General features: G+C 71.9%; 11 protein-coding genes and 1 pseudogene. 1 reads left to right on the forward strand and 11 read right to left on the reverse strand.

Translation table 11 applies throughout. The features are described 5' to 3' along the window. Positions 1-11: 11 nt before the first annotated feature. From OHS70_RS04950 to OHS70_RS04985, 8 genes are all read right to left on the reverse strand, one after another. Positions 12-2,528, reverse strand: coding sequence for a heavy metal translocating P-type ATPase (locus tag OHS70_RS04950; protein WP_328394045.1), 2,517 nt, complete (start codon positions 2,526-2,528; stop codon positions 12-14). Positions 2,529-3,134: 606 nt separating this feature from the next. Further along, positions 3,135-4,031, reverse strand: a complete 897-nt coding sequence (locus OHS70_RS04955; protein ID WP_328394050.1) for a galactokinase — start codon at positions 4,029-4,031, stop codon at positions 3,135-3,137. Positions 4,032-4,036: 5 nt separating this feature from the next. Further along, positions 4,037-5,896: a class I SAM-dependent methyltransferase gene (locus OHS70_RS04960; protein ID WP_328394052.1), complete on the reverse strand. Its 1,860-nt coding sequence runs from the start codon at positions 5,894-5,896 to the stop codon at positions 4,037-4,039. Beyond that, entirely contained in the window at positions 5,893-7,062 is a 1,170-nt protein-coding gene (locus OHS70_RS04965; RefSeq protein ID WP_328394054.1) for a glycosyltransferase, read from the reverse strand. Before OHS70_RS04965 ends, OHS70_RS04960 begins: the two co-directional genes overlap by 4 nt. Continuing rightward, positions 7,059-7,874 (reverse strand): alpha/beta fold hydrolase, encoded by an 816-nt coding sequence (locus OHS70_RS04970; RefSeq protein ID WP_328394056.1) that lies wholly within the window; start codon positions 7,872-7,874, stop codon positions 7,059-7,061. Before OHS70_RS04970 ends, OHS70_RS04965 begins: the two co-directional genes overlap by 4 nt. 7 nt (positions 7,875-7,881) lie before the next feature. Further along, the gene (locus tag OHS70_RS04975; protein WP_328394058.1) at positions 7,882-8,184 is read right to left on the reverse strand and encodes an acyl carrier protein; all 303 of its coding nucleotides are present in this window, start codon (positions 8,182-8,184) and stop codon (positions 7,882-7,884) included. Then, positions 8,181-12,611: a beta-ketoacyl synthase N-terminal-like domain-containing protein gene (locus OHS70_RS04980; RefSeq protein ID WP_328394060.1), complete on the reverse strand. Its 4,431-nt coding sequence runs from the start codon at positions 12,609-12,611 to the stop codon at positions 8,181-8,183. The genes OHS70_RS04975 and OHS70_RS04980 overlap by 4 nt, the downstream gene beginning before the upstream one ends. After that, entirely contained in the window at positions 12,604-19,353 is a 6,750-nt protein-coding gene (locus tag OHS70_RS04985) for an SDR family NAD(P)-dependent oxidoreductase (protein ID WP_443062564.1), read from the reverse strand. The genes OHS70_RS04980 and OHS70_RS04985 overlap by 8 nt, the downstream gene beginning before the upstream one ends. A gap of 355 nt (positions 19,354-19,708) precedes the next feature. Between OHS70_RS04985 and OHS70_RS04990 the strand changes: the two genes are divergently transcribed. After that, positions 19,709-20,602 (forward strand): LysR family transcriptional regulator, encoded by an 894-nt coding sequence (locus OHS70_RS04990; protein ID WP_328394062.1) that lies wholly within the window; start codon positions 19,709-19,711, stop codon positions 20,600-20,602. Positions 20,603-21,004: 402 nt separating this feature from the next. Here OHS70_RS04990 and OHS70_RS04995 read toward each other — a convergent pair. The 3 genes and pseudogenes from OHS70_RS04995 to OHS70_RS05005 form a co-directional block, all read right to left on the reverse strand. After that, positions 21,005-21,628, reverse strand: a pseudogene (locus OHS70_RS04995) (hypothetical protein); the annotation flags it as partial. 31 nt (positions 21,629-21,659) lie between these two features. Further along, positions 21,660-22,301, reverse strand: coding sequence for a DUF6461 domain-containing protein (locus tag OHS70_RS05000; RefSeq protein ID WP_328394064.1), 642 nt, complete (start codon positions 22,299-22,301; stop codon positions 21,660-21,662). Positions 22,302-23,267: 966 nt separating this feature from the next. Then, complete coding sequence (locus OHS70_RS05005) at positions 23,268-25,154, reverse strand: AMP-dependent synthetase/ligase (RefSeq protein ID WP_328394067.1); 1,887 nt, start codon at positions 25,152-25,154, stop codon at positions 23,268-23,270. Positions 25,155-25,566 lie beyond the last annotated feature (412 nt).

Here is a 25,566-nt window from a genome sequence, read left to right on the forward strand (position 1 = left end):
CTGTGGCCCTTTCATTGTCTTGCTGCGGAAGGCGGTGGGCCGGGGCCGGACGGTTCCCGGTTGGTGGGCCGATCAGCCCCCACCGGTGGGCGGCTGGACGCTTCCCGGGGGAGCCGGAGGCGTTTGAGGGCGAGTGCGTTGACGGCCACGATGATGCTGGAGCCGGACATGGTCAGGGCCGCGATCTCCGGGCGAAGCACGAGCCCTGTGGTGGGCTCGAAGACGCCGGCGGCGATGGGAAGGGCGATGGCGTTGTAGCCGATGGCCCAGCCGAGGTTCTGCCGCATCTTGCGCAGGGTGCCTCGGCCGATGCGCAGGGCAGTCGGCACGTCGAGAGGGTCGGAGCGCATGAGTACGACGTCGGCCGTCTCGATGGCGACGTCGGTCCCGGCCCCGATGGCGATGCCGAGGTCGGCCTGGGCGAGGGCTGGGGCGTCGTTGACGCCGTCCCCGACCATGGCCACCTTCCTGCCCTCCTGCTGCAGTTCGGCGACCTTGGCCGCCTTGTCGCCGGGAAGGATCTCGGCGATGACCGTGTCGATGCCCAGCTGATGGGCGATCCGCTCGGCCGTGGCCTTGTTGTCTCCGGTGAGCATGACGACCTGAACGCCGAGGGTGTGGAGCTCGGACACGGCGGCGGCCGAGGTCTCCCGGGGTGCGTCAGCGATGGCGATCAGCGCTGCCGCTCGTGCGTCGACGGCCGCGATGATCACGGTGCGGCCCGTTGCGGCCAGTTCGTCACGGCGGGCGGTGAGAGGGCCGAGGTCAACACTCTCGCGCAGGGCCAGGCGGCGGTTGCCGACCGTGATGCGGTGGCCGTCGACGACGGCGGTGGCGCCGTGACCGGGAACGTTCTCGAAATGGTGCGCACCGGCCGCCGCAACCCCTTTTGCCTGCGCGTACCGGACGACGGCTTCCGCCAGCGGGTGTTCGGACTCGCGCTCCACGGCCGCCACCAGACGCAGCACTTCGCGCTCGTCTTTTCCCGGCGCGGTGACCACCTCCGTCACCTCGGGCTCCCCCTTGGTGAGCGTGCTGGTCTTGTCCATGACGACGGTCTGGATGCCGGCGGACGCCTCCAGGGCTGCCGCGTTCTTGAACAAGACGCCGCGGCGGGCGCCCAGACCCGTACCCACCATGATCGCGGTAGGGGTGGCGAGCCCCAGCGCGTCCGGGCAGGTGATGACCACGACCGTGATCGCAAACAGCATCGCGGCGCTGAACGGCCGGTCGGTGGCGAACAGCCACACCGCCAGGGTCAGGGCACCTCCGACGAGGGCGACGAGCACCAGCCAGAAAGCGGCCCGGTCAGCCAGCCGCTGGCCCGGCGCCTTGGAGTTCTGCGCCTCCTGGACCAGCTTGACGATCTGGGCGAGCGCGGTGTCGGAGCCGACCCGGGTGGCGCGGACCCGAAGCGTGCCGTTGGCGTTGAGGGTGGCGCCGACCGCCGATGAACCGGGGGACTTGTGAACCGGCAGGCTCTCACCGGTCACCGTCGACTCGTCGACCTCGCTCTCGCCCTCCTCCACGACCCCGTCCGCGGCGATCTTCGTACCGGGACGGACCAGCAGCAGATCACCGACAGCGACGTCCGAGGTCGGCACCTCGACGGGCTCACCGCCACGCACCACCACCGCGCGCGGCGGAGCAAGATCGAGCAGGGTGCGGATCGCGTCGTTGGCACCGCCCCGGGCCCGCATCTCGAACCAGTGACCGAGCAGCACGAACGACGCCAGCACCGTGGCCGCCTCGTAGAAGACGTCGCCGCCCCCGCTCAAGGTGATGACCAGGGAGTACAGCCATCCGGCCCCGACGGCGACCGCGACGAGCACCATCATGTCGAGCGTCCGGGCGCGCAGGGCCCGCACCGCCCCTTTGAAGAAGATCGTGCACGAATAGAAGATCACCGGGAGGCTCAGCAGCAGCGCCCACACGTCCTGCCGCAGGCCGAAGGGCACCGGCGCCTCCAGCCCGAACACCTCCTCACCGATCGGCGACCAGATCACGATCGGGACGGAGAAGAGCGCGGCCACCAGAAAGCGGTTGCGCATGTCGGCGACCATGGCCGCCATCGACATGCCGCCATGGCCGCCGTGGCCCATCATCTCGTCCGGAGACCGTAGGTCCTCCGAAGCCGCAGGTGCCTCAGACGGCGGTTCGGGAAGCGGGTGAGCCTCGGGTTCTGTCTTTACCGCTGCGGCAGCGGACAGAAGTCCCGGCGGATCGGGCTCGACCATGGGATCGCAGATATGGGACGGCACCACTTGGCCCGCGCAGTGATAGCCGCACTCAGTCACCCACCGCCGTAGCTCGGCCAGCGAGGTCTGCCGCGGGTCGAAGACGACCGTGGCCGCCTGCGCGACAGGGTTGACCTCGACATCCACCACGCCAGGCCGCCGGCCGAGCACCGATTGGACCGTGCTCTGCTGCGACGCCCAGTTCAGACCTCGCACATCGAGCACGGCTGTGCTGCGCTCCTTGGGCTCCGCCAACTGGTTCTGCTGATGGTCGCCTGGGAGGTCGGACATGGTCACAGCTCCTTACGGCCGCGGCACCGCCCGCCAAGGACGCACGCCCAACCTGAGCACCGCGACAGTGGCTCGCGCTCAGGACCAGTGTCGCGCTCGGCGTAGGAACACGCCGGTCAGCCCCAGGGTGTCCGGGCCAAGGATCAGGGCAGTATCTGGAACATCCAGCCCAGCCGCCTCGACCGCCGCCGGATACGGCAGCGCGGCGGATTGTGCAGGTCTGGAGGGAGTCACTCAGAGTCACCGCTGAAACGGCTCCTCAGACCGGGATTGCTCACTTCCAACCGACAGCAGGGTTGCTCGCCCAGCCCGGATTGCTGTGTCTCCGCAGGACCCAGTGCGCATCAAGTCGCGGATCCTAGAGGGGGCGGGTGCGGTGCGCGCTGTGCGGGCGCAAGATGCAGCCCGCCGCCATCCGCGACCGTGTCCACTACCGGTGCGAATTCAAGGAGCAGGAAGCCGCGCTCCGTCCCGGGCTCGACCACCCGCGGACCGTCAACCTGCTCGAAGACGTCGTGTGCCGGGCGCTGGATTCATGGATCGCCCCTCTTCCGCGACCACGGCCTGATCCAGGGCAAGTCGAACCCCGACGGCGGCGCCGGCCGTTCACTCCTCGCGGCGGGCCGCGCCCGCCACGGTGATGTTCACCAGCCGCGGTACGCGCAGCCCGCGGTCGCGGAACTCCTCGGTCACGGCGGTACGTACATCCGTCAGCCGCTCCTGCGGTAGCAGGACCATGGCGCTGCGCTCCGGCCGCCGCCCGGGCCACCAGGCGGCCGTCGCACCGGCGCGCCGGGCGCAGGCCACCGCGCGCTCGATCTCCTCCGGCGCGGGCTCGTCGCCACGGGTCACCAGCAGCGTCAGCCGCGAACCATGTGCGTCCGGGTCGAAGCGGACCCGGCGCCGTGTGCCTCGGCCGAGCATCAGTGCTTGTCCGGGCCGCGTGAACAGCGCCGCCTCGCGCAGCACTTCGTCCCCTTCGGGGACGGCCGCCCGGGCCAGGGCGGCCAGTCGGCCGCGCGGCAGCCGTGGTCCGGCGCGGCCGGCGTGCAGGTCGGCGACCGCCAGCGCCACGGCGCACTCCAGCGGCTCGGCGCTGGACAGCCCGGTCGCGGCGGTCAGCGTGGAGTGGATGTGGAGATCGAGGCCGCCTCTGCCGTATCCGGCGCCGGCCAGGGCGCGCAGCAGGGCGTAGGTGCGAGCCGCCCACTCGGGGTGCGGCAGCGGCGGTCCGGTGAGCGGGAGTTCGCAGCTGTGCGCGGGATGGGCGAGGGAACTCAGCCGTACGATCCCGTCGTCGCGCGGCGCGGCAGCGGCGGCCACGGGCCACCCGGCCGCGGCAACAAGTCGCGGTGACCCGAGGTGGAAGGCGTGCGGAGCGCTCCACACGGTGGCCGGTGGCCGGTCGTGGGCGGCCTCCAGGGCGTAGGCGACCAGCCGGAAGAGGGGGTCTGCGGTGTGCCGCCGGGCGATGCCGAGCAGCGCGACCGGCTCGGGGCTCACCTCCGTCACCTCGGCTCGTGGAGCGTCGGTGTGCGGCGGGCCAGCAGACGGTAGGCGTTGCCGCCGTCGGTGACGCGGGCCGCGGCCGCGCGGACCTTGTCCAGGACAGCCGCGGCGGCGAAGCACGGCAGCGAAGCCGTCCAGACGCCACGGCGGATCGCCCGGCTGGTCAGGGTCGCGCTGCCCGGGCCCCACGGGGCGTACGGACTGGGCGCGATCCGGTTCGCGGCGAGCAGGACCGCGCCGACGAAGTCGCAGGACTGGTGGGCCGCGCCGTGTTCCTCGGCCAGCACCGTGAAGCCGCGGTCGGCCAGCGCATCGCGGAGGTTGCCGACCGGGATCAGGTGCTGGTGCTGGGGCTGGAACCACGGCAGCCAGTACGGGCCGAGCATGCGGCCGAGGCGTGATTCGGGGTCCGGGAGTTCGATCAGAAGATGCCCGCCGGACGGCAACACCTTGGCGGCGGCGTCGAGTTCGGCGAACGGGTCCCGGGTGTGTTCGAGGTAGTGGTACATACTGATCGTGTCGTAGCGGTGCACCAGCCCGGCAGCCAGCTCCGGGAACTGGCCGCAGTGAGCCGTGCCGATCCAGCCGCGGTCCTCCGCGCCCCGCACCTCCGCGGCCATGTCGAGCCCGTCGAAGCGCGTGTCGGGCCAGACGTCGCGCGCGCTGTTGCAGAAGTGACCGTGCCCGGTGCCCACATCGAGCCAGGCGGACGGGGTGCCGTACGGCTTGAGCATTTCCGCGCGGGCCAGATACGAGCGGCTCATCCGGCCGAACACGTGGGACGCGCTGCTCACGCTGAGGCCGTCGTAGAAGTCGCGGTAGTAGAAGTCGAGTCCGTCCAGGGACAGGCGCGGGTTCTGGAACACATGCCCGCACACCCCGCACTCCTCGAGGGTGAAGCTGCCCGGCTTGGCCTGGAACAGATCCGGCATCCGGGTGCGTACGGACAGGTCGGCGGAGCCGCACCAGGGGCAGTCGGGGCGGCGCGGTTCGAAGAACCGGTCGGTGCCGGCCTTGAGTTCGGCCGCGTAGAGGGGCCGCAGCGCCTCCATTTCCGAAGTCGGACCGGACTGGGACGGGCCCCTGCTGGTGGCCGTTCGCAGCACGGTGCGGACGGAGTGCAGCGGCCGCGCCGCAGTGGCGCGCGGCAGATCGGCCGGTCGCAGCGGGCTGTCCGGACGGCCCAGGATCAGCGAGGGCTGCAGCCAGTACAGCGCGAGCGCCGCCGCGCCCCACCGGCCGTCCTTGACCGCCGCGCGCGCCAGCAGGGCAAGACCTGCCAGCTGGGCCGCGGTAACCACGCCCGGCGGCAGCCCTTGGGCGCGTAACTCTGCTGCCCGCCGGGCGGGTTCACGGGCCGGGACGGCCAGTCCCGGAGCGATGGCGATGCCGGTGGAGGCCGGTGCGTAGTCCTTCAACCGGCCGAGCAGAGTGTGCAGTTCGGCGGTGGTGAGGTCGTCGTCGGTCTCGATTCCCGCTCGCGTGCGGACGTCCTCCGTGACCAGGACGGCATGGCCCGCGCCGCGTGGCTGCGCCGTGCGGGCGCAGCGCCCGTCGCTGATGTCCAGCAGGCGCAGGAGGCCCAGCGCGCGTTCCGCGTCGAGGCTGCCCGGCAGCAGGTCGAGGACTTCGAGACCGGTTCGTTCCGCGTGGGCGACTGCGGCACTCACTGTCGCTTTGTCGACTTCGACGCCCCGGGCCGCGATCACGTGCCAGCCGTCCGTGGGGTGACTCTCGACGGTCATGTCCAGGACGGGTACAGCGGCCAGCCGGCGGCGGGCGCGCACCGTGCCCGCGGTGAGGCCAGCCAAGACGGCGACGGCGGTCCAGGGGACGCGGCGGGTACGAGACGGTGTCATGCGAGCTTCTCCAACCTGTCGGCCGCGGCCGCGGCGCCGCCGGCCGCCGCGAAGGATGCTTGGACACGGCGGGCGGCCCGCCGGTGATCCGGATCGTCGAGCACCGCGGTGAGCGCGGCCTGGATCTCGTCGGCGCGAGGCCGGCCGAAGCGCACCCGGACTCCGGCCCCGGCCGCCGCGACCTGCTGGGCGATGATCGGCTGGTCGTCCCGGACCGGCGCGACGACCAGCGGCAGACCGTGGGCGAGGGTCTCGCAGACGGTGTTGTGCCCGCCGTGGCAGATCACGGCGTCGAGATGCGGCAGCAGGGCGAGTTGGGGAACGTACTCCTGAAGCAGGACATGGTCCTCGCGCACCTCGCCGACCACGTCGGCGGGCGCTGCGACGATCAGCTGCACCTGCCCGGCCAGCCGTTCCGCGGCCTTCAGGACAGTGGCGTAGAAGCGGACGCCTGCCTCCCGGTTGAGCGTGCCGAGCGAGACCAGCACCCGGCGCCGTGCGGGATCCAGTCGCTGCCACGGGAACGACGCGGCGTCGGACGGACGGGAACCCAGGGCGGGGCCCACCCAGGCATGGTGATCGGGGAACGCGCCGTCCCCGCCGACCAGTTCACGAGTGGAGAAGACCAGGACCAGCCGGTCCGAGAACCGCGGATCCCAGTCGGCGGGCACGCCGCAGTCGGCCAGGAATCCGGCGATCCGGTCCGTCACCCACTCCCCCACCTTCGGGAATCCGGCGAACGGCCCGGTGAACTCGGCCGTTGTCGTCGCGGATGTCACCCATGGCAGTCCGCGCCGCCGCGCGACCACGGCCCCGGCCGGCGCCTGCTGGTCGACGACGAGTACATCGGGGTCGTACGTGTCGATCGCCGCCTCCACTCCGGGAACCATCGCGTGGGCGAGCGGGATCAACGCCTCCTGCCAGAGGAAGCGCAGCGCGGCGACGCCGCGCAGATCGCGCCAGCGGCCGTGCAGCGCGCCGTACCCTCCGGGTCCGGCGTGGTCGCCGGACGGGAAGAGCGCGACGTGGGCGGGCAGCAGCGCGGACAGGACCTCGGCGGGGCCGGTCCACGCGACCTCGTGCCCGCGCGCGGTGAGTTCGGCGGCGACTGCGACGGTGGGGTTGACGTGCCCGGCGAGCGGCGGCACGACGAACAGCGCCCTCATACCGTCACCGCCTCGCGCTGTCGGCGGGCGGCTGCGGCCAGCCGGTCGAGCACGACCCGGCGGAGCTCGTCGGTGCCGCCCTGCAGTACGTCGTGACCCAGGCCGGGCAGGACCCGGACAGTGCAGTCGGGTGCGTGACGGGCCAGTTCCTCCGCACCGGGGACGAGTTCGGAGTGCTCACCGCACACGGCCAGCACCGGACAGCGCAGCTGCGCGAAGTCCTCGGTCGTGAACACCCGGCCCGCCGCGATGTCGTCGATCAGCGACGTCCGGTTGAGGAGTTCGTCGGCGGTCGCCGTCAGCCGGGCCGCCTTGCGCGCTCCGAGCGAAGCGAGTTCCTTCGGTACCTTGCTGCCTTCGAGGTCGAGAGCCGCAACGGAGAGCGTATCCAGCATGTTCTCGATCCACGGGCCGCTGAGCGGTGCCTCGATCAGGATCAGCCCGGCGACGAGATCGGGCCGCGCCAGTGCGGTGCGCAGGGCGATCGTGCCGCCGTAGCTGTTGCCGATGAGGGTCACCGGGCGGGTGTCGAGGCCGAGGGCCCCGAGCAGGGCGGTCAGGTCCTGTACGGCTGTGGCGGTGTCGTAGCCGGTGGGCGGGCGTTCGGTACGGCCGTGGCCGCGCAGGTCGTACAGGACGATGTCGTGCCCGTCCCGTGCGGCCGGGACGGCGAGGGTGGCGTAGAAGCTGGAGAGGTTGTCGACGACCAGACCGTGGAGGAAGACGGCGGTCGCGCCCGCCTCACCCCGTGTGTCGGCGGCCGGCAGCCGGTGGACATGGAAACTCAGGGAGTTGGCGAGTATCTCGGCCATCGCGTGCTCAGCCGACCGGAGCCGACACGGGTGTGCCGGAGATATGGGCCACGAGGTCGCCGACCGTCAGCGCCAGGATCTCCTCCATGTCCTTCTCGGCCAGGAAGGAGATCAGGTCCACCTCGGCGCCGTACCGCTGCTGGAGCAGTTCGGCGAGCGCGACGAACTCGATGCTCTCCAGCGCCAGGTCCTCGTTGAAGGTGGTCTCGAACGTGACCTCTTCCGCGAGGAGGAACTCGTCGCCGACGGTCTGCACGAGCATGGCGGTGATCTCGGCGAGTATGCGCATCGCCGTGGGGTCGGTTGTCATGGCTGGGCTCCGTCCGGGTCGGGGGTGGGAGGTACGGTCCAGGCGACGACGTGCGGGGTGGGTGCGGTGTCCGGTCCGGACAGGTCGTGCACGGTTTCGGTTCGTACGAGGTGGGCGCGGCCGTCCGGAGAAACCACGCGGAGCCCGGCCGCTGCGTCGGTGACGGTCCACTGCCGAAGGCGTCCGCCCAGGCCGGTGCCCTCCGCCTTGGCCGCGGCTTCCTTTGCGCACCAGAGCGTGGTGAGCGCGTGCGCCGCGCCGTGTCCGTCACGGGCGGCGATCTGTTCGGCGAGCCGTCGTTCGTCGGCGGTGAGCGCGACACGACTCAGGGCGGCGGGGTCCTCGGTGACGGTCTCGATGTCGATGCCGACGGCGTGGGTGGGGTGGGCATACGCCACCGCGAGGCGGTCCTTGTGGGCCAGCGACATCCGCAGCCCGGCGGTGAGCGGACCCTCGGGGTGCGGGCGGCCCGCCTCGTCATTGCCGACCGTGACCTCCACGGGGAACAGGGGTCCGGCACCACGGTCCCAGAGGAGCTGGCGTACGGCGTCCTTCGCGGCGATCCGCCCGAGTAGCCAGGCCGCGCGGGCTCGCGGCGCGCGCTGCTCGTACGCCGCCCGCTCGGCGGCACCGAGATAGCGCCGCATCACCAGCTCCTGCGAGGCGGGATCGGTCCAGCGACGCCGGGCGAGACACCAGCCGCCGGGCTGCGGCTCGCCGATGCCGCAGATCTCCGGCGTGAACTTCATCGGCCATACCCGCTCGTCGGCGGCAAAGCGCCGGTACGTCCAGCCGTCCAGCCGGGCCAGTACGGTGCCGTCCGCGCGGACGAGCTCCACGTCGCCCTGTACGGCGTCCGGCCGCACGCTGCGGATGCGGGCGGTGGCGCGGATCAGCGAGCCGTCGCGGGGCACCGGTGCATACAGGCTGACCCGCTCCAGCGACGCGGGGAACACCAGCCGGTCGACCGGCAGCCGCAACTGCATCCAGTGGCCGAGGAGTTGACCGGCGGCGTCGAGCAGCGCGCCGGGCGCGGGCAGGGCGCGCAGCACCCCGCGGATGCCGTCGTCGGCGACGGCGGACACCTCGTGGACACCGGCGAAGCCGGGACCGTGGAACATCCACCGGTCGCGGTAGAGGGCCTCGGCGCTGACGGGAGCCGGGCCTTCGCGGTTCAGTGCGGAAGGATCGGGTGCGGGAGGGGAGGGGTGGCGGGATCCGAGCACGACGGTGACGCTCGCGCACCCGCCGATCTCCACGCGTACACGCCCGCCGGCCTCTGGAGTGACGGTGAACTCCGCGTCGACGGGGGGCGCGACGGGCAGCCAGCGCAGAGCCCGTACGTCGTCGAAACCGGTCACGGTGGTCTGCGGCACCGCTTGGAGGGCGGCGTCCGCAGCGAGGTCGAGCAGGGTGGTCATGGGGACGACGGGGAAGCGGTCGGAGGGCTCGGGCCAGGCGTCGGGCTGGAGGTAGACGCAGTGGTCGCGGACGTAGGGCATGGTGTCGAGGGACAGCCGTCGGGTGGTGGCCCCGGACGCCGGCGGGGTACGCCAGCGGTCGGCGACGGCGCGCGCCGCTTCTTCGGCCTCGTCGAGCACGGCGTCGAGGGCAGACTGCAGTCGCGGCCGATCGGCGAGGTGCGTGCGGGCGGTCCGGGGCGGTCCGGCCAGTTGGAGCGTAGGCGCGGCGGGACCGAGGCGGATGAGGGGCGAGCCGAGATCGAGGGGCATGGAGCGGGGCGCGGGGCCGGCGGGCTTCGCGGAGTCGGCTGCAGCTGTCGGCTCCACCGGCTCGGTGCTCATCAGGGCAACGGATTCCGGCTCGCCTTCGACCAGAGCGTCCCAGCGGACGTCCCGGCCTTCCGTCCACAACGCCGCCGCCAACGCGCGTAGTTGGGCGATGCCTGTGGCTCCCCGGGACGCACCCGCCGAGACCGCCAGGTGGGGGTGGCCGTGCAGGGTGTCCGAGACGAAGCCCGGGAGGCTGCCCGGGCCCAGCTGGACGAAGGCGCGCACGCCCTCCGCGTACAGGCGGTTCGTCAGCTCCCGAAAGCGCACCGGCTCCTGCAGGTGGCGGAGCACCACGTCCCGTACCTCGCGCTCGTCGGCGGGGTACGGCGCGACCGTGGTCGCCGACCAGACCGGCACCGTCGGGGGCCTCAGCGGCAGGCGGCCGAACGCGGCGCGGACCTGGTCGAGGTACGGGGCCCACATCGGCGTGTGAAAACCCGAACGGAACGGTAGCTCCTGTGTGATCACACCCTGCCCGGCCAGCCGCCGCAGCGCTTCCCCCACCGGGCGGGGCTCTCCGCAGAGCACCGACTGGTGGGGGCAGTTGTCGTGGCTGACGGCCACCCCGTCCATGCCTTCCAACACCTCGGCCGCCTGCCGGGATCCGCAGCCGATGGCCGCGTACACCAGATCCGGAACATCGAGGTCGCCCGGCCGCAGCGAGTCGAGGAACGTGTCGACGGCCCGCTGTGGATACATCCCGGCGACCACCATCGCGGTCCACTCGCCCAGACTGTGCCCCGCCAACAGATCGGCCTTTATGCCGAGTTCGGGCAGGACGCGGGCGAAGAACCGACCGACGGCGATGGCGTCCACCGCTCGCTCCACAAGCGTGCCGCCGTCGGTCAGGGCGGGCCGGGGCAGGCCGAAGTGGTCGGCGACGTCGGCGACGTACGGCGCGAAGTCCGGCTCCAGGCCCGGGAAGACGAACGCCAGCCGGCCGTCGTGCGCGAGCAGCGGGCTGGGGCTGAACCAGACGCCGCCGCGACCACGCCACGGCCTGCCACGAGCCACGACCGCCGCGGCCAGCGCCTGGCGCTTGGGGGTCAGTCCGAGGACGGCGAGGCGGCAGGGTCCGGCCGTCGACGGCATGACCTCTCCAGGCAGCGCCTCGACCAGACGGCCGAGTTCGGCAGGAGTCGTGGCGGCCAACAGCGTGACATCGGCCGACACGGACCGTCGGACACGGCCGGCCGGGACGACCGCTCCCGGTGCCTCCTCCAGCACCACATGCGCGTTGATCCCGCCGAACCCGAACGCGTTCACCCCCGCCCGCCGCGGCCCGCTCCCACGCCGCCAGGGCTCCGCCTCCGTCACCGGACGCATCCGTGTCCCGGCAAAGCCCTCGTGCGGCTCTTCCAGATGGAGGGTCGGCGGCAGCGTCCCGTGGTGCACGGCGAGTACCGCCTTGATCAGCCCGGCCATCCCGGACGCCTGCATGGTGTGGCCGAGCATCGACTTCACCGAGCCCATCGCCACCGGTTCGGCGCCTGGCGTGCGCCGCCCGAACACCTCACCGAGCGTGGCGAGTTCGGCCTCGTCGCCGACCGGCGTTCCGGTGCCGTGCGCCTCGAGCAGACCGAGCGCGTCGGGCGCTGTCGGGTCGAGGCCGGCCCGCGACCAGGCTTTCCGCAGAGCACGGACCTGGCCGTCGACCAGCGGGCTCATCAGGCTCGCGGCCCGCCCGTCGCCCGCGACGCCCACTCCCCGTACGACGGCATAGACGCGGTCGCCGTCGCGCTCGGCATCGGCCAGGCGTTTGAGGAGTACGACTCCGGTGCCCTCGGACAACAGCGTGCCGTCGGCGCGGCGGTCGAACGGGCGGATGTGCTGGCTCGGGCTCAGCGCCCGCAGCTGGGTGAAAACGCTCCAGAGCGTAGCGATATGGCAGTGATGCACGGCTCCGGCGGCCACCACGTCGCAACTGCCGCTCGCCAGCAGACCGACCGCCTGCTCGACGGCGATCAGCGACGACGCGCAGGCGGCGTCGAGTGTGTAGGCGGGGCCCCGGAAGTCGAGCCGGTTGGCGGCCCTGGCCGCGGTGAAGCTCGGTACGAGGCCGATCGAGGCCTCCGGCTGCTCGGGCCCGAGCCCGGCCTGGAAGGCGTCGCGTACGGCGGCGATCCGCTCGTCGCCGAGTTCGGGTGCGAGTTCACGCAGGGTCGCGGCGAGCTGATGGGCGGTGCGTACGCGCTGGTCCAGGCGGGCGGTGGCGACGCCCATGAACCCGCCGCGGCCGAGGATCACGCCGATGCGGGAACGGTCGGCGGGCAGCCGCTCCTCGCCTCCCGCGTCGGCCACGGCCTCGGCGATGACGCGCAGCGCGAGCAGCTGATCGGGCTCCGCGCCCGCCACGGCCGCGGGCATGATGCCGAAGCGGGTCGGATCGAACGCGGTGAGGTCGTCGATGAATCCGCCGCGCCGGCAGTAGAAGTGGTCGCTGCGGGCGAGGCCCTGTGACCCGCCCGGGTCGTAGTAGACCTCAGGGTCCCAGCGCTCGGGCGGTACATCGCTGATGGCGTCGGTGCCGGCGAAGAGATTGCGCCGGTAGGCGGCCAGGTCCCCGGCACCGGGGAAGACCGCGCCCATGCCGACGATGGCGGCGTCGGTCGGGCGTGGCCCGCCGTCAGCCATGGGAGGTCTCCCCCGCCATGAGCACGACCTGCCCCGCGGTGCCGTGCGCCAGTTCGGCGAGGAACGCCGCGGTCCCCGCTGCCGGATCAAGGACCGGGATTCCGCGGCTCGCGTACATCCGTTCCAGCTCGGGTGTGACCATGCCGCCGGCTTCGGCTGCCCACGGGCCCCAGTCGACACTCAGCACACGGCCTGGGAACCGGCGTGACCAGGCAGGGTTGGTGGCGAGCGTGTCCAAGGCTTCATTGGCAGCCGCGTAGTCGGCCTGGCCGCGGTTGCCGAAGACACCGGCGACGCTGCCGAAGAGAGCGAGGAAGGCGGGGGCCGGATCCTCGCCGTGGTCGGCGGCGGCGTGGGCGAGATGGCGGGCGCCGTCGACCTTGGTGGCGAAGACCCGCGCGAAGGATGCCGGGTCCTTGTCGGCGAGCCGGCGGTCCTCGATGGTTCCGGCGCCGTGCACGATGCCGTCGAGACGGCCGTGGCGCGTACGGATGTCGTGCACGACGGCGCGTACGGCTTCGGCGTCGGTCACGTCGGCGACGTGGTAGCGCACCGAGGCGGCTGTGCTGTCGAGGGCGGCGAGCGTGGCCCGCACCTCACGCGCGGCGAGGATGCGGGTCGCCTCGATCTCGATTTCGGCGGGTGTGCGCAGGCCCTTCCCGAACAGGGCGGCACGCAGGGATACACGGTCGTGGGCGTGGGCGACGGCCGGGTCCTCGGCTTCCTCGGGCCGTGAGGTGCGGCCGACAACTTCGATGTGGCAGCCGGTCGTCTTGGCGAGGGCGAGGGCCGTGCGCGCGGTGATGCCACGGGCTCCCCCGGTGAGGAGGACGACGGCGTCACGGCCGATCGGGAGCGGTGGCATCGCTTCGGTGACCGGCAGGGGCGCGGACACGGTCCGCAGAGTGTTGCGGGTGCCGTTGGTGTAGCCGATGACCAAGGGCTCCTCGGGCGCGCACAGTTCGGCGATCAGATGGGCGGCGATCCGCTCGGGGCGGTCCTTGGGGTCGACGTCGACGGCGCGCACTGCGGTGCCGGGGTGTTCGATCGCCGCGGTGCGGGCGAAGCCGTACAGTCCGGCGCCGGGGACGGGGTCGGGCGAGCCGCTCCGGCCGAAGTCGCCGCCGCGGCCGGTGACGAGCAGGAGCCGGTGCGTTCCTTCGGTCAGAATGTCGCGCAGCGCGGCGAAGTTCTCCGGAAGCACGGGCGCGGGGGCGGGTCGCAGGGCGCTGAGGTCCACGACGCCGTCTGCTCCTGCAGCGTCCGCGAGCCGGTCCGGGTGGAGTGTGCGCACCTCTGCGCCGTGGGACTCCAGCGCGGCGGCGAGGGCGGCGGCGACACCGAGCCCGTCGTCGACGACGGCGAGCCGCAGTCCGGGGAGTACGTCGGCGGGGTCGCGGGTGTTGGCCGGCCCGATGGGGGCGACCTCGACGAGCAGCCTGTCCGGCAGCGGCACCGGGGCCGCCGCCACTTCCTCGGGGGCCGGGGGCCCGGAGGCCCGCACCGGCCCGTCGGCCGACACGGCTTCCGCCGCCGCGTCCCGTGTCACGATCCAGTCGACGATCCCGCCGATCGTCTTCAGCCGGGACAGTTCCTCGACGGCCGAATCGGCCGGGCCGTCCGCTCCCCGCGGCAGCCCGATCCGGTCGGCCAGCGCCCCGATGATCTCCACTCGCTTGATGGAGTCGACCGAGAGATCGGCCTCCAGATCCAGCGTGGGGTCGAGCATCTCCCTCGGGTAGCCGGTCCTGACGTGGACGATTTCCAGGACCGCGTCCAGGAGTTGATCGGGCGTCAGCGGTGGATGACCGGCGGCGGGCTCATCGGAGTCGACCCGCACCGGCGCAGGCACCGCCTGCGGCTCCGGCAGCGGCTCCGACACAGCTGTCGGACCGGCCTCGGCGCCCAAGTACCCCAGCAGTACGTCCCGCTGCGCGGCCACGAGTTCCCGTGCCCCACGCAGGTACTCCAGCACTGCGTCCTCCCGCCGGTCCACGGCCTCCGCCGCCGCACGAACCGGGGTCACGCGCCGTGCAGGGAGCAGTCCGCCCGCCACCGGAACGCCGTCCGCCGTGCGGACGAGGTGGCCGTCGACCAGCCATCCGGCTCGGCGGGGCGGCTCAGCAGGCAGGGCGGAGGCGCGGCCGGCGAACAAGGGCTCCGGGTCGAACGGGACCCCGGCGGCGGCGAGTTCGCCCAGCGCGTTCACCAGGCGGGCCAGGCCGTGCGCGCCCACGATGTCGATCGGCACCGCGGTGTGCGGCCGGTCGCCCAGAATGCGGCCGACGAGGCCCGTGAGCACCCGGCCCGGGCCGGCCTCCACAAAGGTCCTCACTCCCGAGGCGTACATCGCTTCGATCTGCTCGGCGAATCGCACGGGTTCGGCGAGTTGACGCGCGAGGAGCGCCCGTACGGACGCCGCCTCGACCGGATAGGGGCTCGCGGTCGTGTTGGACCACACAGGGATGGCGGGCTCGGTGACGGATGCAGCGGCCAGCTCGGAGGCCAGCGCATCCGCTGCCGCCGCGACGACCTCGCTGTGGAACGCGCAGGCGACCGGGATGCGTTCGGCCCTGATTCCCGCGTCCCGCAGCGCTCCGATCGCGGCGTCGACCGCCGCGGTCGGGCCGGAGATGACGCTCTGCGCCGGTGCGTTGTGGTTGGCGAGGACGCATCCGGGCGGCAGTTCGGGCAGCTCGCTCGGCGCCGCGGACACGGCTGCCATCGTTCCCGGGTCGTCGCCTGCGGCGGCGAGGATCGCATGGGCACGCCGGTCGCTGAGCCGCAGCAGAGTCTCGGTGTCGTACGCGCCTGCGGCCCAGAGCGCGACGAGTTCGCCGTACGAGTGGCCTGCGGTGCAGTCGGGACGTATGCCGAGTGAGGTGAGCAACTGGTGAGCGGCGGCGCCCGCGATGCCGAGGGCGGGCTGGGCGGTGCGGGTGTCGGTGACGGCGGCGCGCTGGGCGGCTCGCTCCTCGGGGGTGAAGGCGGCGGGCGGGAACATCGCGGCCGCGAGACGTGGATCCGCCTCGTACAGCAGCCCGCGCAGGTGGGGGAAGGCGATGAACAGGTCGTTCAGCATGCCCGGGCGCTGGCTGCCCTGGCCGGGGAAGAGGAAGGCGGACCGGCCGCCCGAAGCGGGCGCGGCGTCGTGCACGTAGACGCCCTCGCCACAGGCGTGAGTCCGGGCCCGGTCCAGCTTCGCGGGCAGGTCGTCCAGGCCCGTGGCGACGACCGCGATCCGGATGGCTCCCTCGCCGCGCGAGGTCTCCGCGGCGAGGTCGCGCAGGGGCCAGGGCCGGCCGGCCGCGTCGTTCTGCTCCAGACGCGCGGCGAGGCGGTCGATGGCGCCGAGCGCGGCGTCCCGGTCGGCTCCGCGGAAGCAGAACAGCTCGGCGGGCCAGGCGTCCAGGCCGTGCTCGGGCTCACCGCCGCCGTAGGGTGCGTCCTCATGACCCGAGAGCACTGCGTGGTAGTTGGTGCCGCCGAAGCCGAAGGCGCTGACGCCCGCGAACCGCTTTCCCGGGGGCGCGGTCCACGGCCTGGCCTCGGTGTCGAAGCAGAAGGGGCTGGCGTCGGGCTTCCAGTCGGGGTTGGGGCAGGCCAGATGCAGCGTCGGCGGCCGTACGCCGGAGTGCACGGCCCGTGCCGCCTTGATCAGCCCGGCCAGGCCCGCGGCGCATTTGGTGTGGCCGAGCTGCGACTTCACGGATCCGAGCGAGCAGGAACCCGCCCCGGAGTCTGCGAAGACCTCGGTGAGGACGGCCAGCTCGGTGCTGTCGCCGACGACGGTTCCGGTGCCGTGTGCTTCCACCAGGCCGATCTCGGCGGGTGCGATTCCCGCGCGCCGGTAGGCGCGTTCCAGGGCCCGTCGCTGTCCTTCGGGCCGGGGCGCGGTGAGGCCGAGGGATCGTCCGTCGCTGGACGCGCCGACGGCCTTGACGACGGCGTAGATGCGGTCACCGTCGCGTTCGGCGTCCGCGAGGCGTTTGAGTACGACGCAGGCGACGCCTTCGCCGAGTGCGATGCCGTCGGCGGATGCGTCGAAGGGCCGACAGCGGCCGGTGGGCGACAGGGCTCGTACGGAGGCGAACATCAGGTAGTCGTTGATGCTGTTGTGCACATCGGCGCCGCCGCAGAGCACCATGTCGCTGTCCCGGTCGCGCAGCTGCTTGCAGGCCAGGTCGAGTGCGGCGAGCGAGGACGCGCAGGCGGCGTCGATGGTGCAGTTGGCGCCGCCGAGGTCGAGTCGGTTGGCGACGCGTCCGGCGATGACGTTCGCGAGGACTCCGGGGAAGGAGTCCTCGGTCAGCTTGGGCAACTGCTCGTCGAGTTCGGGCGGCAGCCGGCCGAGATAGCCGGGGTGCAGGGCGCGGAAGCCGTACGCCCCGGCCAGGTCGGTGCCCGCTTCGGCGCCGAAGACGACGGAGGTGCGGGAGCGGTCGAACTGCCGCCGGCCCGCGTATCCGGCGTCGGTCAGTGCGCGGGCGGCTACGTCGAGTGCGAGCAGCTGCACCGGCTCGATGCTGCCGAGTGAAGCGGGAGCGATGCCGTGTGCGAGCGCGTCGAACGGTGCGGCCGACAGGAAACCGCCCCACCGTGACGGGGTGCGCTCCCCCGCGCGTGCCGGGTCGGGGTCGTAGTGGATCTCGGGGTCCCAGCGGTCGGCCGGGACTTCGGTGACGGAGTCGGTGCCGGCGACGATGTTGGACCAGTACGCGGCGAGGTCGTCCGCGCCGGGATAGCGGCAGGCCATGCCGACGACGGCGATGTCCAGCGGTTCCTCGGGCCCGGACGTCGGCGCGCCCGCTCGCAGCTCCTCGAGTCGCTCTTCGAGCAGCCGTGTTGCGCCGTCGGTGACCTTGGTGTGCAGTTCGGCGACGGTGGTGACGGCGGTGCGTGCGGTGGCGATCTGGCCGAGCATGTACAGGCCCTCATCGCGCTGCACGGCCTCGTCCACCGGCACGAGTCCCGTCTCGGTGCGGCGCAGGCCCTTGCTGGCGAGCCGCAGCCGTCCGAGGTTGAGCTTCTCCAGTTCGGCCCAGACCTCGCTCTGGCTCGCGCCGCCTTGCCGCAGCCGTTCCGCCGTGGCGGTGAAGGCGTCGACGTACGGCGTGGTGGCGCACCGGGTCGCATGGCCCGGGGAGGTGTGCAGCAGGCTGGTGGCCTCGCAGCCGATGGCTTCCTGCTGGAAGCCGGGCAGGATGGCTCCGGCGGTGACGGCATCCTCGGTGAACAGATAGGCGGTGCCCATGAGGACCCCTGTCCGGGCTCCGCGCTCGGCCAGCGGGCCTGCGGCGGTCATGGCCATCGCGGCGGACCGCTCGTCGTGGATGCCGCCGGCGAACAGCACGTCGAGTTCGGCGGCGTACGGGCACGCGAGCAGCCGGTCGATCTGCTCCTCCCAGAGCGGGAAGGCGGCGCGCGGGCCGATGTGGCCGCCGCACTCCAGCCCTTCGAAGACGAACCGCCGCGCGCCTTCGGCGAGAAACTGCTCCAGCAGTCCTGGTGAGGGCACATGCAGATAGGTCCGGGTGCCTGCGGCCTCCAGCTCGGCGGCCTGCGCAGGCCGGCCGCCGGCGATGATCGCGTACGAGGGTCGGGCGTCGGCGACGGCGGCGAGCTGTTCGCGGCGCAGTTCGTCGGGCGCGAAGCCGAGCAGGCCGACGCCCCAGTCGCGGCCGGCCAGGCGTGCGGCGGTCTCGGTGAGCAGTTCGCGCACCTCGGAGCCGTTCATCACGGCCAGCGCGACAAAGGGCAGCCCGCCCGACTGCGCCACGGCGCAGGCGAAGGCGGGCCGGTCGCTGACGCGGGTCATGGGCCCTTGGGCGACGGGCAGATGGCCTTCGCCGCGGCGAGGCTGGAGCGGACGGGCCAGTACGGCCGCTTCGAGGTGGCCGGTGATGGCCGCTCGCACCGCCTGAACGACGGAGCCGGTGGTGCGGTGGCGCGCGGCGAGCCGGGCGGCGGCGGCTCCGTCCTGGCCGACGGGCAGCGGCTGCGTGCGCAGACCGCGGGCGCCGAGCTGTTCGGCGACTTCGCCGTGAACGGGTGCCAGATCGGGGCGGGTGTAGATGCGGTGGCCCCCGACGACAGTGGTTTCGCTGCCGTCCATGGCCCGGATCGCGGCCTCGACGTCGGCGGGCAGTCCGTTCACGCCTTCGGTGGTGAGCGCGAGCTGGGTGTCGAGTACGACGCCGGCGGCCCCGCCCGCGACGGCTGCGGCGGCCGTGTGTGTTCCGATGCCCCCTGCCGCATGGATCGGCACGGTCAACTCCGGGTCGGCAAGGAGTAGTTGGAGCAGGACAAAGGTGGTCAGTTCGCCGACGCGGCCGCCCGCCTCGTGTCCTTTGGCGACGAGTCCGGACGCTCCGGCGGTGACGGCGGCACGGGCCTCGGCGATGTCGACGACCTCGGCCCATACCCTGCGCGTGGCCGTGCGCGCCCCCCACCCTGTCGTTCCGGTGCGCCAGTGCTCTGCGGCGAGCAGGACGGTGTCCACCGTGTCGGGCAGTTCGTCCGGTGCGACGAGGCATCCGGCCGGTATTCGTACGCCGTACCCCCGTCCCCGCAGTGAGTCCATGGCGGCCCGTGCCCGTTCACGATCCCTGCCGAGGTCGAGCATGCCCAGCGCGCCGGCACGTTCCGCGGCCGCGACCATCCGCGCGTCGGGCTCCTCGAACGGGCTCACCACGACGACGAGATCCCGTACGGCGTGCCGGAGGGTGGGGTGAGGGATCACGGGCTCTCCTTGGGTTCCGAGCAGGGCCGGGCGAGGGAGCGAACGTGGCGCATGTGCCTCATGTCCACGGAGTACCGGTGGCACGGCACCGCGGATACGCAGGCATGACAAGGCGCACCGCGACGGGTCCCAGGAGGTACGGGCTCCTGTTCGTCAGGGCGGTACCGGGCGGTAACCCGCCATGCCGCGTTGAATCCTGCGGCGGTCGGCCGTCAGAGTCAACGCTCAGCCGCCGGCCATGCCACAGAGGTATGGCCTGTCGCCTGTGGAACTACTCTCAACTCCCCGGTATTGACGGGAATTTGTTCCCATTCGCGCTCTTACACCTGCAACACCCCAGGGCTACCGTCCGCATATGACCCCCACACTTCAGCAGCTGCGTTACCTCGTCGCCGTTGCGGACTGCCGATCCATCACGGCCGCGGCGCACTCGGTCTACGTCGCCCAGCCCGCGCTCTCCCGGTCCATCCAGTCGCTCGAACGTGACTTAGGGGTGGAGCTCCTCGAGCGCACGGCCTCGGGCGCGACGCTCACGCCGGAAGGCGCTCGCGTCGTGCGGCTGGCCCGCACGGTCCTTGACGCCGTGGAGGCGATCGAGGACATCCGTCCGGCGCATACGGGCTGCTCGCGCGCCTCGCTGGCGGTCGCCGCGACGCCGACCCTCTCACTGGATCTCGCCGCCGACCTGGTGCCCTCCTTCGCCGAGCGCCATCCCGCCATCGACGTACGCCTGCTCCAGCACGACAGCCGCGAGGCGCTCGTACGGGCCCTGACCGACGGCGCGGCGGAGCTGGCGCTGGTCGACCTGCCGGTCGACAAAGAACTGTTCACGCACCGTCTGCAGGACCGGGAGATCGTGCTGATCTCGCCGCCCGGCTCGGGGCTGCCCGATCCGGTTCCGTTCCGCATGCTCGACGGTCTGCGGATGGTGCTGCCGACGCCCGGTACCGGCGCTCGCGCGGAGCTCGACGCGATGTTCGGCCGGCTCGGTGTACGGCCCGTCGCGGTGGTCGAGTCGGACGAGCGGCCGGCGTGGGTGACCGGCGTCGCGGACGGTCGTGGCTCGCTGATCTGGTACCGGGACATGGTCCTACGGGCTTTCGGCAGTCGCGTGGAAGTCCGGTCGTTCACAACGCCGTTGCTGCGTGCCGTCGACATCGTGCACCCGCGCCGCCCGCTCAGCCGCGCCGCCCGCGCGTTCCTCTCGCACGCCCGGCACAACGCAGCGGTGCGGGAGCCCGCGAGATAGGGCGACGGGTCCTCGTGCCTGCCGGGCATCGCCCCATGCCCAACCGGCGGTACACGCTTGGGGCCTGGAGTGCTCGACGTTGCTGATGGTTCGGCGCCCCGACGGCCCGCTTCTGACCAGGCTCTTGGCGTTGTGACGCCGTGTCGAGATCTGTTTCTTACCGCGACTGCCGACGGCTACGAGCATGGAAGGCCATGGCGACGGTTGCACTGGTGGGAACGCTGGACAGCAAAGGCGTGGAGTACGGCAGGCTGCTGGACCATCTGCGACGGCACGGCTCGAGACCATCCTCGCGGATGCCGCGGCTCGCGCAGATGTTCGCGGATGGCGCAGGAGGAGTACGGCTCATCGGCCAGGACCACGACCCGCGCGGTCCGTTGACGTCCCCGCGGTCGAGGAACGGTGGGGGAACTCGGTGACCTGCTCCGGTGAGAGCAGGCACGGCTCCGGGAGGTAGTCGCCGAGTTGGACGATCGGCGGCTCGGGCGGTGCGTCGAGGACGTCGGTGACGGTGGCGGAGGAGCGCCAGAAGAGTGCGGTCCTGGGGTGGATCGCCTCGTCGATCGGGTGGCCGAAGGGGCACCACAGGACTTGGAGGAGGTCCGCGGCGGGCGGGCAGGGGAAGGGGACGTCGCGGGTGTACAGCTGGGCCACGGGGAGGAGGAGGATCGGGCCGTCGAACCACGGGCGGCCCGCGTTGATCCGCTTCTCGGTCTCCAGGTCCTCGGGGGTCCACTCGGGTGCCTCGGGGTCGAGGCGCAGCCGCTCGGTGGCTGCGGCGCGGTTGCGGCGCAGGAGCCGGATGTCGTCCGGGAGTGGACCACCAGCGCCGCGCGGCTGTCGTGCGGTCCTTCGCAGTGCGGCCACGGCTCGTCGGCGGGCCACAGCAGCGGCCCGCCGACGGAGCTGTCGCGCGGTCGGCGACCCCGGCCGGGGGTGCAGCCGGGTCGCCGTGCGCGCCAGCGGGGCCAGTTGAGGGAAGAGCGCGGTGACGTCGAACGGCCGCGGCGGGGTGGCGCGACTCATTCCGGCTCCCGATGGTGTGAATCAGCTGAGATCAGTTCCCGAGCGGCGGCTGGGGCGGAACCGGTCCCTCGCCCGCATAGGTGTCGCCTCGCGGTGCCGAGGGGGCGTCGTCCTCGGCGAGCGTCAGGCTGGGCCAGGGCCCGGCGAGGGCGGTGTCGTCCAGGGTGATGCCGAGGTGGTCGAGGACCAGGGCCACCACCGGCGCCATCCCGGCGTCCTCACCCTCGTGCGCGGCGAGCGCCGCTGCCACCCGGTCCCACCAGGGTTCGGTCCGCGCGGGCCGGGTGTGCTCCATGCCGGGCTCGAAGTTCACGACGCACTCGCCGTCGCGCCAGTACTGGAAGACGTCGAGCCCTTCAGTGGTCAGCACGTTGTACGTCTCGGTGCCCCGGGACAGTTCCGCGAGCGGTTCGTTCCAGGATCCGATGACACCGTCCTCCTCGAGACAGAAGGCCCAGTCGCCGAGCCTCCCGGATCGCAGCAGCGAAACCGCTCCGTCGCCGGAGTCGCCCGAGGGAAGATCCGAGGCCTCGTCCGCATCGAGCGGACGCGCCTGCTCCGGATCGGCTCCGTACCGGGCGAACACCTCCTCGGGGCCCAGCCCTCGTGTGAAGGTGATGCACATCCAGGCCGTCGCCCACTCGAGCGAACGCGCGTCCGTGCCTGCTTCCATGTTCTGCCTCCGTCATTCACACCTGGCATCGTCTGCCGGGGTCGAACCTTCCGGGCTCCCCGCAGCGAGCGAGGCGCGGCGGAAAGCCCGGTTCATGATGCCTGGTTCAGGCAGCGGGACCGGCTTACGGGGCGGGATGCCCTGTGGGGTCCTACGCCGTGAACTCGATACGGAACGGGTCACCCTCCACGAGACGCTGGTACTTACGAAGAGAGCCGAGGACCCCGCCCGCCGAGCTGTTGGCACGCTGGGTGATGTGGAGCCGCAGACAGGTCTCGTTGCCCGAGGCCGGACGGGTGGGCCAGGTCGCCGGGGCGGACGAGCCGGGAGCAGAAGTCCTCGGCGGCGAAGGCAGCGCTTTGCATGGTCGTGGCGGTAGCGGCGGCAGCACCGTCCGCGGTCTCGTCCGCCGCCCCGGCAAGAGGCGTACGGGCCGGTGCGGCCTGTCCGTCAGCGGCGCCGGCGGTACCGGTCGTGGTGAGGGCCACGGTGAGGCAAGGGTGCGGGGGAGATCGCTGAACCATCGGCAGTACCGGCACCGATCAGTACCCCGGCCGCGACATCACTGGCGACAACAAGGCCGACTGTCAGCGTACGGACTTAGCTTGACTCTGTCGGGGATCTTGGAGTTTCGCGGTGCGGCAGCATGATCAACGGGCGTGCTCGGTCGTTCCGATGACCGATGCAGCTGTCGAGGTGCCCGTTGTCCCTCCGCCCCCGTTCCGGTGAGCAAGTCCCGCCTCTGACCGCGCGGATCGCGCGGGGGGCCCGTACACAGCGGTGCCGTTGGTGTTCCGCGTCGCCTGGCCGGAGGAACTCCCCGGCCGTGCTGGCCCTGCCTCCCCCCGTTGCCCCAATGCCCACCGGACGACTGCTTTGGTATCCGGCGAGCCGAATGCCCTTCTCGGACAGGTGAGCCCAGAGTCCGGTACGGCTGTGGAAAGTGCCGTACCGGACAGATGGAGATCAGGCCTCGCGCGAGCCGTCGTACATCCCCTCGATGACCTCGGCGTACTCGCGCTCCACGACAGGCCGCTTGACTTTGAGGCTCGGGGTGAGTTCACCGTGCTCGATGTCGAGGTCGCGCGACAGCACCGAGAACTTCTTGATTGTCTGCCACCGTTGCAGGTCGCCGTTGACCCGCTGAACGAAGCCGTCGATCAGCTCGTGGACCTGTGGCGAGGAGACGACCTCGGCGTAGCTGCGGCCGCCTAGGCCGTGAGACGCCGCCCAGGGCATGATCACGGTCTCGTCCAGGGTGATCAGGGCGCTGCAGAAGTTGCGGCCGTTGCCGATGACCAGGATGTTGCTGACGAACGGGCAGACGGCCTTGAAGCGGCCTTCGATCTCGGTGGGCGCCACGTACTTGCCGCCCGAGGTCTTGAACACGTCCTTCTTGCGGTCTGTGATCCGGACGAAGCCGTCCTTGTCCATCTCGCCGATGTCGCCGGTGTGCAACCAGCCGTCACTCTCCAGCACCTCTGCGGTCTTCTCGGGGAGGTTGTGGTAGCCGCGCATGATGCCGGGGCCCCGCAACAGGATCTCGCCGTCCTCGGCGATGCGGACCTCGGTGCCGGGCAGCGGTGTGCCGACCGTGCCGACCCGGTTGTCGTCGGCGGGGTTGACGATGCAGCCCGCGCTGGTCTCCGTCAGACCGTATCCCTCGAGGACGTGCACGCCGGCGCCGGAGAAGAAGTAGCCGATATCGGGGGCGAGTGCGGCACTGCCCGAAACGCTGGCGCGCAGATTGCCTCCGAAGGCCGCGCGGATCTTGCCGTACACCAGCCTGTCAGCGATGGCGTGCTGCAACGCGAGCGACAGAGGCACGCTGCGTCTTCCGGTTGCCGCCATGCTCTGCTGCCCGGCCCTGGCATAGTCGCGGGCGACCTTCGCCGCCCAGAGGAAGATCTTGTACTTGGCGCCGCCCTCGGCTCTCGCCTTTCCCGCGATGCCGTTGTAGACCTTCTCGAAGATCCGCGGGGCGGACGCCATCAGGGTGGGGCGTACGGCAGGCAGGTTGGTGATGATGTGGTCGACCCGCCCGTCCACGGCCATCACGTGGCCGGTCCTGATCTGACCGGAGATCAGGGCCTTGCCGAAGACGTGGGACAGCGGCAGCCACAGGAACTGCACATCGTCGGAGCGCAGCAGCCCGCCGGCCTCCTGTGCCACGGCCTGGTACGACCAGCAGTCGTGCACCAGGCGCACGCCCTTCGGTCGGCCGGTGGTGCCGGAGGTGTAGATCAGGGTGGCGAGCTGCTCCGGGTCGATTGCCCGGACCGTCTTCTCGATCGCGTCCGGGTGCTCTTCGAGGTACGCCGTGCCCCGCTTCTCCAGCTCAGCGAGGGACAGCACCTCCAGCCCCTCCACCTGCGGGATGTCCGCCTCAGGGTCGAAGAGGATCGCGTGGCCCAGCTCGGGCAGGCGGTCGACGTGGGCGACCACCTTGGCCAGCTGGGCGGCGTTCTCGACGAAGATCGCCCGGCTGCCGGAGTCGGAGAGGATGTACACCGTCTCGTCGGCATTGGTGCTGGGGTAGACGGCGGTGGCCGCCCCGCCCGCGCACATGACGCCCAGGTCGGCCAGGATCCACTCAACTCGGGTGGAGGAGGAGATCGCCACCCTTTCCTGGGGCTGCAGTCCGAGGGCAAGCAGGCCGGCTGCGATCGCCATGACGCGCTCAGCGGTCTGCGCCCATGTCAGCGAGCGCCACTGCTCGGTTCCGGGATCACCGTCGGCGGCCGGCGCGGGATAGCGGTAAGCCTCCCGGTCGGGTGTGGCCTCGACTCTTGAGAGAAAGAGGTGCGCCACGGAAGCCGGGCGATTTTCAAGAGGGAACTGCGCGGAACTCACATTGGCCTCCGGGCCCGGGTGCGCCCATCAAACGACTTGTTGACTGACAGGTAACTCGCAAGCAGTGGTCAGAGTAGGGGGTGAGCCCGCCGACGCGTAAGGGAGGAAGACGCTGCACAAGCCGCAATGTCGAACCTTGGGCACGCGCACAAGGAGCCTCCCTCGCCGGGGCTCCGGCGCCTCGGCGACATACAGGTGATCCTCTGGCGTGGTAGCCGAGTACAGGGCGATGACAGGGGCCGGGGACACCTGTCCGGCATCGACAGACTGGTCTTCACGCAGCCGGTCTGGCTGTGGACGTCGGCCACCGGCCTGTAAGGCGAGGACGTCGGCCTGCGCCGGCAGGCGTTCCTGCGCAGATTCGAACATGCTGGTGCTCGGATCGGGCAGGTAAAGCTCTGCCGATCACTGA

It is taken from the genome of Streptomyces sp. NBC_00390 (assembly GCF_036057275.1).
Lineage (GTDB): Bacteria > Actinomycetota > Actinomycetes > Streptomycetales > Streptomycetaceae > Streptomyces.